General features: G+C 71.6%; 8 protein-coding genes. 3 read left to right on the top strand and 5 right to left on the bottom strand.

Annotated features, from left to right (window positions below; translation table 11 throughout):
• A partial coding sequence (locus tag L0P92_RS40465) for a serine/threonine-protein kinase (RefSeq protein ID WP_234768132.1) occupies positions 1–958 on the bottom strand: 958 nt, incomplete at its 3' end.
• Positions 959–1204: 246 nt separating this feature from the next.
• On the bottom strand, positions 1205–1942 hold the full coding sequence (gene kbpA / locus L0P92_RS40460; RefSeq protein ID WP_234768131.1) for an AfsK-binding protein KbpA: 738 nt from the start codon (positions 1940–1942) through the stop codon (positions 1205–1207).
• Positions 1943–2064: 122 nt separating this feature from the next.
• Between kbpA and L0P92_RS40455 the strand changes: the two genes are divergently transcribed.
• Positions 2065–2712, top strand: a complete 648-nt coding sequence (locus L0P92_RS40455) for a TetR family transcriptional regulator (protein WP_234768130.1) — start codon at positions 2065–2067, stop codon at positions 2710–2712.
• Positions 2713–2779: 67 nt separating this feature from the next.
• On the opposite strand, the gene L0P92_RS40450 is transcribed toward L0P92_RS40455, so the two are convergent.
• The gene (locus tag L0P92_RS40450) at positions 2780–3232 is read right to left on the bottom strand and encodes an Lrp/AsnC family transcriptional regulator (RefSeq protein ID WP_234768129.1); all 453 of its coding nucleotides are present in this window, start codon (positions 3230–3232) and stop codon (positions 2780–2782) included.
• Positions 3233–3314: 82 nt separating this feature from the next.
• On the opposite strand from L0P92_RS40450, the gene L0P92_RS40445 reads away from it, so the two are divergent.
• Positions 3315–3938, top strand: a complete 624-nt coding sequence (locus tag L0P92_RS40445; RefSeq protein WP_234768128.1) for a LysE family translocator — start codon at positions 3315–3317, stop codon at positions 3936–3938.
• Positions 3939–3976: 38 nt separating this feature from the next.
• On the opposite strand, the gene L0P92_RS40440 is transcribed toward L0P92_RS40445, so the two are convergent.
• Together L0P92_RS40440 and L0P92_RS40435 are read right to left on the bottom strand one after the other, a co-directional pair.
• Complete coding sequence (locus L0P92_RS40440) at positions 3977–4450, bottom strand: nitroreductase/quinone reductase family protein (RefSeq protein WP_234768127.1); 474 nt, start codon at positions 4448–4450, stop codon at positions 3977–3979.
• Positions 4447–5706 (bottom strand): acyl-CoA dehydrogenase family protein, encoded by a 1260-nt coding sequence (locus L0P92_RS40435; protein WP_234768126.1) that lies wholly within the window; start codon positions 5704–5706, stop codon positions 4447–4449. Before L0P92_RS40435 ends, L0P92_RS40440 begins: the two co-directional genes overlap by 4 nt.
• 120 nt (positions 5707–5826) lie before the next feature.
• Here L0P92_RS40435 and L0P92_RS40430 point away from each other — a divergent pair.
• Positions 5827–6805 (top strand): thiolase C-terminal domain-containing protein (locus tag L0P92_RS40430; protein ID WP_234768125.1); only part of this gene is annotated, 979 nt, incomplete at its 3' end.

Below are 6805 nucleotides of genomic sequence, written 5' to 3'. Positions count from 1 at the left end.
GCAGGGGGGCGACGCGGCCGCCGCCGCTGCGGCCGGAGGACGGCGAGGGCTTCGTCGCCGGGCGGCCGCCTCTGCGGGACTCGATCAGGCCGACCGCCCGCTCGGGCAGCCACGCCGACGCCGTACCGCTGTCGTCGGTGCCGGAGCCGAAGAGATGGGGGGCGAGCTGGGCCTGGAGGTCGGCCGGGTTGGGGCGGGCCGTGGCCTCCATCTGCATACAGGACTCGATGAGCGGGCGCAGCTCGTCCGGGAGGCCTTCGAGGTCGGGGCCCTCGCGCAGCAGCATGAAGACGGTCTCGACCGGGTTGGCGCCGTGGAACGGGGGGTGTCCGGTGGCGGCGAACACCAGCATCGAGCCGAGCGAGAAGACATCGCTCGCGCCGGTCACGCTGCGGGAGTCCTTCGCCTGCTCCGGCGACATGTAGGCGGGCGTACCGACCGCGACGTTGGTCATCGTCAAACGGGTGTTCGAAACGCCGGACGCGATACCGAAGTCGATGACGCGGGGACCGTCCTCGACGACGAGCACGTTGGACGGCTTGAGGTCGCGGTGGACGAGACCGGCGCCGTGGATGGACTGCAGGGCCTCCGCGACACCGGCCGCCAGCCAGCGCACCGCCTGGGCCGGGAGCGGCCCGCACTCGTTCACTATCTCTTCGAGGGAGGGCGCGGGGACGTACGCGGTGGCCAGCCACGGCACGGCGGCGCGCGGGTCGGCGTCGACGACCGCTGCCGTGTAGAAGCCGGAGACCGCCCGGGCCGCCTCCACCTCACGGGTGAAGCGGACGCGGAACAGCTGGTCCTCGGCGAGCTCGGTACGGACGGTCTTGATCGCCACGCGCCGGCCCGAAGCCGAGCGCGCGAGATAGACCAGCCCCATGCCGCCGGCACCCAGCCGTCCGAGCACCTCGAACGGCCCGATCCTGCGCGGATCGTGCTGCGTCAGCTGATCCACCACTCTGCCTGCCACCTCCCCGTACGGGCCCCGTCACCCAGATATGTACGCGACCCCGTGCAGCGTCTCACCACCGCACCGCCTCGGCGGCACGCACCCCGATTCTTCCTGTCTCGGGGCGTGGTTGCGAACCCGAGGGCGGAACGGGGTGTCTTGGGACAAAACCACAGCCCGCCGCACGGTGGAAGCGCCGGTTCGCATAGTGGGACGCGGAATGCGGGCCGAAGGCGGCCCCGGGTAAGAGTGCGGTCAGCGTTCCAGGACCGCGAAGGACGCCCCCTGGTCGTCGGTGACCACGGCGACCGTGCCGTACGACGTTTCGAAGGGCGGCACCTGGACCCGCCCGCCGAGCCGGTTCACCGTGCCGAGGGTCTCCGCGCAGGACTCCACCCGGAAGTGGACGACGAAATGCGGCGGCATCATCGCCGGGAAGACCTCGGAGACGGCCGCGCGGCCGAAGTCCGGCTTGGCGTCCGGTCCGAACAGGGCGTCGGCGAAGAGCTCGCCGTAGAAGGCGTTGGCCGCCTCGGTGTCCCGGGCGTAGAGCTGCACCCAGGCGAAGGTGCCGGTCTCGTGCCGCCGGCCGAAGCCCCGGTGGCTGTCCGCCTCCCAGAGCGCGAAGACGGCACCCTCGGGGTCGGTGACCAGCGCGGCCGCCCCCAGCCCTGCCCCCATCTCCACGGGCGGGATCACCACCTGCCCGCCCGCCGCCCGGATCCGCTCCCCCAGCGCGCGGGCGTCCGGGGTGGCGAAGTACACCGTCCACACAGTGGGCAGCCGCCCGTCCGTCTTGCGGGCCAGCGCGGCGACCCGCTCCCCGTCGAGGAGCGCCCACACGGTGGAGTCGTACGCGCCCTCGAAGTCCCATCCGAAGAGCTCACCGTAGAACCGCTTGCCCGCCGCCACATCGGGAAGCTGGGCGTCGACCCAGCACGGAACGCCCTCCGTGTATCCCGTTCCGTTCGCGGATGCCCTGTTTTCGGCCATGCGGCAAAAGTAACGGCGTCTTACGCGGCCCGCAGACCAGGCACACCAGCCTCGGCATACTCATGCACCCCATTTGCAGTCGGCCGAATCGCGCCCCGATCACGCCTCGGTAAGCTGACGACATGACAGGACAAGTGCGTACCGTCGACGGCCGCGTGGCCGGCCGGCGTGGGCAGGCGACCCGGCAGAAGCTGCTCGACTGCCTCAGCGAGATGCTCAGCTCCTCCCCCTACCGGGACGTCAAAGTCATCGATGTCGCCCGGAAGGCGGGGACTTCACCCGCGACCTTCTACCAGTACTTCCCGGACGTCGAGGGCGCCGTCCTGGAGATCGCCGAGCAAATGGCCACCGAGGGAGCCGGGTTGACCGAGCTCGTCGAGGGCCGCAGCTGGGCCGGCAAGGCGGGCTGGCAGACCGCGCAGGAACTCGTCGACGGATTCCTGGAGTTCTGGCGCAAGAACGACGCGATCCTGCGGGTCGTCGACCTCGGGGCGTCCGAGGGCGACAAACGCTTCTACAAGATCCGTATGAAGATCCTGAACTCCGTCAACAACTCCCTGACCGAGGCGGTCACTCAGCTGCAGGCCAAGGGCAGGGTCGACAAGGACGTCAGCCCCGCCGCGATGGCCGGCTCGATCGTCGCGATGCTCGCGGCGGTGGCCTCGCACCAGAAGGGCTTCCAGACCTGGGGCGTCAAACAGGCCGAACTCAAGCCGAACCTCGCCCTGTTGGTCCACCTGGGCGTGACCGGCAAGAAGCCGACGAAGTAGTTCGCCGGTTCAGCAAGTCCTGTCTGGCAGGCGGTGGCTCACCCGACGTGGGCCGCCGCCTGCCGCGCTATGCGGGCAGCGGACGATCCCGTACGACGTGTTTCATCACCAGTGTCGAGGTGAGGCGCTGCACCCCGGGCAGGGTCGCCAGCCGCTCGTCGTACAGCCGCTGGAAGGCGGCTAGGTCGGCGGTGGCGACCCGCAGCAGGTAGTCGGGCTCGCCGAACAGCCGTTGCGCGTCCAGGACATCGGGGATCTCCGCGATGGCCCGCTCGAACTCGGCGACCGTGTCCCGGTCCTCCTGCCGCATGGAGACGAAGACCAGCGCCTCGAAGTTCAGCCCGACGGCGGCCGGCTCCACGACGGCCCGGTAGCCGCTGATCGCACCGGCCCGCTCCAGCTCCCGCAGCCGCCGGTGGCACGGCGAGACGCTGAGCCGCACCCGCGCGGCCAGCTCGGTCACGGTCAGCCGCCCGTCCTGCTGGAGCTCGGCAAGAATCTTTCTGTCCACGTCGTCCATGAGGCAGATCTTCCCCCACAGAGCGCGATCATGGGCAAACTTCGACAACACTTTCGGGCCATTCCCGCCTAATGTCGCCAGCATGGACTCCGGACTGCTCCTCTCCTTCCTCGCCATCGACCTGCTCCTCGTCTGCGTGCCGGGCGCCGACTGGGCGTACGCGATCTCCGCCGGGCTGCGCGACCGCTCACCGGTGACGGCGGTGGCGGGCCTGGTCACGGGGTACGCGCTGCACACGGTCCTCGCGGCGGCCGGCCTTGCCGTGCTGGTGGCGGGCGAGCCGGGTCTGCTCACCGCGCTGACGGCCGCGGGCGCCGCGTATCTGGTGTGGCTGGGGTGGGGGGTGCTGCGCCGGCCGGGTACGCCGGGGGCGGCCGAGGAGACCGTCGCCGCGAGCCCGGCCCGTGCCTTTCTGCGCGGTGCCACCATCAGCGGGCTGAACCCCAAGGGCCTGCTGCTCTACCTGTCCGTGCTGCCGCAGTTCCTGGTGACCAAGGGCGACCATCTGCCGGTCCCCGCCCAGACCGCCGTGTTCGGGCTGCTCCACATGGCGTGCTGCGCCGCCGTCTACCTGACGGTGGGCCTCGCCGCCCGCGCGGTCCTCGGCGCCCGCCCGGCGGCGGCCCGTGCGGTCGCCCGTACGTCGGGGGCGGCGATGCTGGGGATCGGCGCGTTTCTGCTGGTCCAGCGCCTGGCCACGCTGTGACCGGCGCCGGGCCCTGCTTTGACCTGCGGCCGGCCCCGCTATGACGTGCGGACGATCCTGAAGAGCCGGATCTCCCGTTCCACCCGGGCCTGGTACGTCGCGTACGGCGGCCAGAACGCGAGCGCGGTCTTCCAGACGGCCGCCCGCTCCTCGCCCTCCAGCAGCCGGGCGGTGACCGGGATGTCCCTGCCCTTCCAGCTGACCTCGGCATCGGGGTGGGCGAGGAGGTTGTGGGTCCAGGCGGGGTGGCCGGTGCGGCCGAAGTTGGAGCCGATGAGGATCCAGCTGCGGCCGTCCTCCTCGGGCATGCAGGCGAGCGGAGTACGGCGGGGCCGTCCGCTGCGGGCGCCGGTCGAGGTCAGGATCACGCCGGGCAGCATCTGCGCGCTGAGCAGCACCTTTCCTCGTGTGAGCCGGTGCACGGCACGGTCGAGCGCGGGGATGACGTGCGGGGCGACCTTGGCGAAGCCCCGCGTGGAGGACACCTTCTGTACGACGCGTGCGCCGATCACACCGCCACCTCCTGTGCCTCTGACGTCTCGAAGAGCCGTGCCGTGTCGGCGGCGTGTGCCCGCAGGCGGTGCACCGGGCCGAAGAGCAGTTCGTCGCCTGCGGCGCGCTTGAAGTACAGGTGAGCCTCGTGTTCCCAGGTGAAACCGATGCCGCCGTGGAACTGGATGCTTTCGGCGGAGGCGGTTCGGAGTGCGTCCAGCGTCTGGGCGAGGGCGAGGTGCGCCTCTGGGGGTGCCACTGTGTGTTGTCGGGCGGCTGCGGGTTCGTTGGGGCTGGTCGCGCAGTTCCCCGCGCCCCTTGAGGGCGTTGCAGACCAGGCTGCGTAATAGGCCGCTGATCTTGCTGCCTGGACCTGCACATATACGTCTGCCAATCGGTGCTTCACCGCCTGGAAAGAGCCGATCGACCTTCCGAACTGCTCTCGCTGTTTGACGTACTCCACGGTTCGGTCCAGTGCGCGGTCGGCTGCTCCCACGGCCTCGCAGGCCAGTGCGGCGGCTGTGACCGCCCCTGCAGCCGCCAGGGCTGCCAGTACGTCCGCGCCCTCCTCGCCCAGCAACTCGGCCTCCACATCGCGGAGTTGGATCCGCCCCTGTGGCCGGGTCGCGTCCAGGGCTGTCTGCCGTACGCGTACGACGCCCGTCGCGTCACCCGGCACCAGGAACAGCAGCGTCCTCGACCGGGCGAAGCCTCCGGCGTGGGCGGCGACCAGCAGCAGGTCCGCGCTGTGGCCGTCCAGGACCTGGTCGGCCTGCCCGTACAGCCGCCAGCCGTCCTGCGCCCGTCGTGCCTGTACGCCCCCGGCGCGTCCGCCGCCGGCCCAGTCGCCGGTGTTGTCGCCGGTCAGGGCGAGGGCGGTGGCGAGGGCCGGGCCGGGGACGGCGAGAGTGGCGGTGAGGGTGCCGGAGGCGAGGCGGGGCAGCAGGGCGGTGCGCTGGGTGTCGGTGCCGAGGGCGAGGATCAGGGGTGCGGTGAGGACGGTGGTGGCGAGGAGGGGGGTGGGGGCCAGGGAGCGGCCCACCTCCTCGCAGGCGAGGGCGAGTTCGGTCGCCGAGCAGCCGACGCCGCCGTAGGACTCGGGGAGGGCGAGTCCGGGCAGGCCGAGCTGTTCGGCGAGGGCGGTCCACAGGGCCGGGTCGTGGCCGGCCGGGGTGTCGACGGCCGCGCGCAGCTCGCGAGGGCCGCAGCGGCTGTGGAGCAGCTCGCGGAGGGTGCGGCGGATCTCGTCCTGCTCGGGGGTGAAGCTGGCGTCCATGGGCCTTCCCTCCGGCTCTTGGCTCCAGAGGCCCTTCCCTCCAGATCTGACGGGCCGTCATATTAGGAGGGTCGCACCGAGATGCACAGAGGTTGGACGCACAGGGCTTGGAGGCCTCTCATGACTGCCGGGAACCGGAAAGTCGCCGTGGTCGGCGTCGCCCTCGCCGACTGCGGTCGGGTGGACGACGCCACCCCGTACGCCCTGCACGCCCAGGCGGCCCGCCGCGCCCTCGCCGACGCCGGGCTGGCCCGTGCGGTGGTGGACGGCTTCGCCTCCGCCGGCCTCGGCACCCTCGCCCCGGTCGAGGTCGCCGAGTATCTGGGCCTGCGCCCCACCTGGGTCGACTCCACCTCCGTCGGCGGCGCCACCTGGGAGGTCATGGCGGCCCACGCGGCCGACGCGATAGCGCGGGGGCACGCGAACGCCGTACTCCTCGTCTACGGTTCGACGGCCCGCGCGGACATCAAGGCGGGGCGGCGCACCGGGAACCTGTCCTTCGGCTCCCGGGGACCCCTGCAGTTCGAGGTGCCGTACGGCCACACGCTCATCGCCAAGTACGCCATGGCCGCCCGCCGCCACATGGTCGAACACGGCACGACCGTCGAGCAGTTGGCCGAGGTCGCGGTCCAGGCGCGGGCGAACGCCGCCCTGAACCCCGAGGCGATGTTCCGCGACCCGATCACGGTCGACGACGTGCTCGCCGGGCCGATGATCGCCGATCCCTTCACCAAGCTGCACTGCTGCATCCGCTCCGACGGCGGCGCGGCGGTGCTGCTGGCCGCCGAAGAGTTCGTACGGGACTGCCGTACGGCCCCGGTCTGGGTGCTCGGCACCGGGGAGCACGTCTCGCACGCCGCGATGTCCGAGTGGCCGGACTTCACGACGGGCCCGGCGGCGGTCAGCGGGCGGCTCGCCTTCGAGCGGGCCGGGGTGCGACCGGAGGAGATGGACTTCGCCGAGATCTATGACGCCTTCACCTATATGACCCTGGTGACGCTGGAGGACCTCGGCTTCTGCGGGAAGGGCGAGGGCGGGGCGTTCGTGGAGAAGGGGCGGCTGCTGGTGCGGGGCGGGGAGCTGCCGGTCAACACGGACG

The organism is Streptomyces muensis (assembly GCF_021474425.1).
GTDB lineage: Bacteria > Actinomycetota > Actinomycetes > Streptomycetales > Streptomycetaceae > Streptomyces > Streptomyces muensis.
The sequence above is the reverse complement of the archived record's forward strand: the minus strand, read 5'-3'. Positions and strand labels throughout refer to the sequence as shown.

What these genes read in the sequence shown, in the direction of transcription:
- kbpA (WP_234768131.1), bottom strand. Translation starts at nt 1,942, where the DNA reads ATGGCCGAAAACAGGGCATCCGCGAACGGAACGGGATACACGGAGGGC.
- L0P92_RS40455 (WP_234768130.1), top strand. Translation starts at nt 2,065, where the DNA reads ATGACAGGACAAGTGCGTACCGTCGACGGCCGCGTGGCCGGCCGGCGT.
- L0P92_RS40450 (WP_234768129.1), bottom strand. Translation starts at nt 3,232, where the DNA reads ATGGACGACGTGGACAGAAAGATTCTTGCCGAGCTCCAGCAGGACGGG.
- L0P92_RS40445 (WP_234768128.1), top strand. Translation starts at nt 3,315, where the DNA reads ATGGACTCCGGACTGCTCCTCTCCTTCCTCGCCATCGACCTGCTCCTC.
- L0P92_RS40435 (WP_234768126.1), bottom strand. Translation starts at nt 5,706, where the DNA reads ATGGACGCCAGCTTCACCCCCGAGCAGGACGAGATCCGCCGCACCCTC.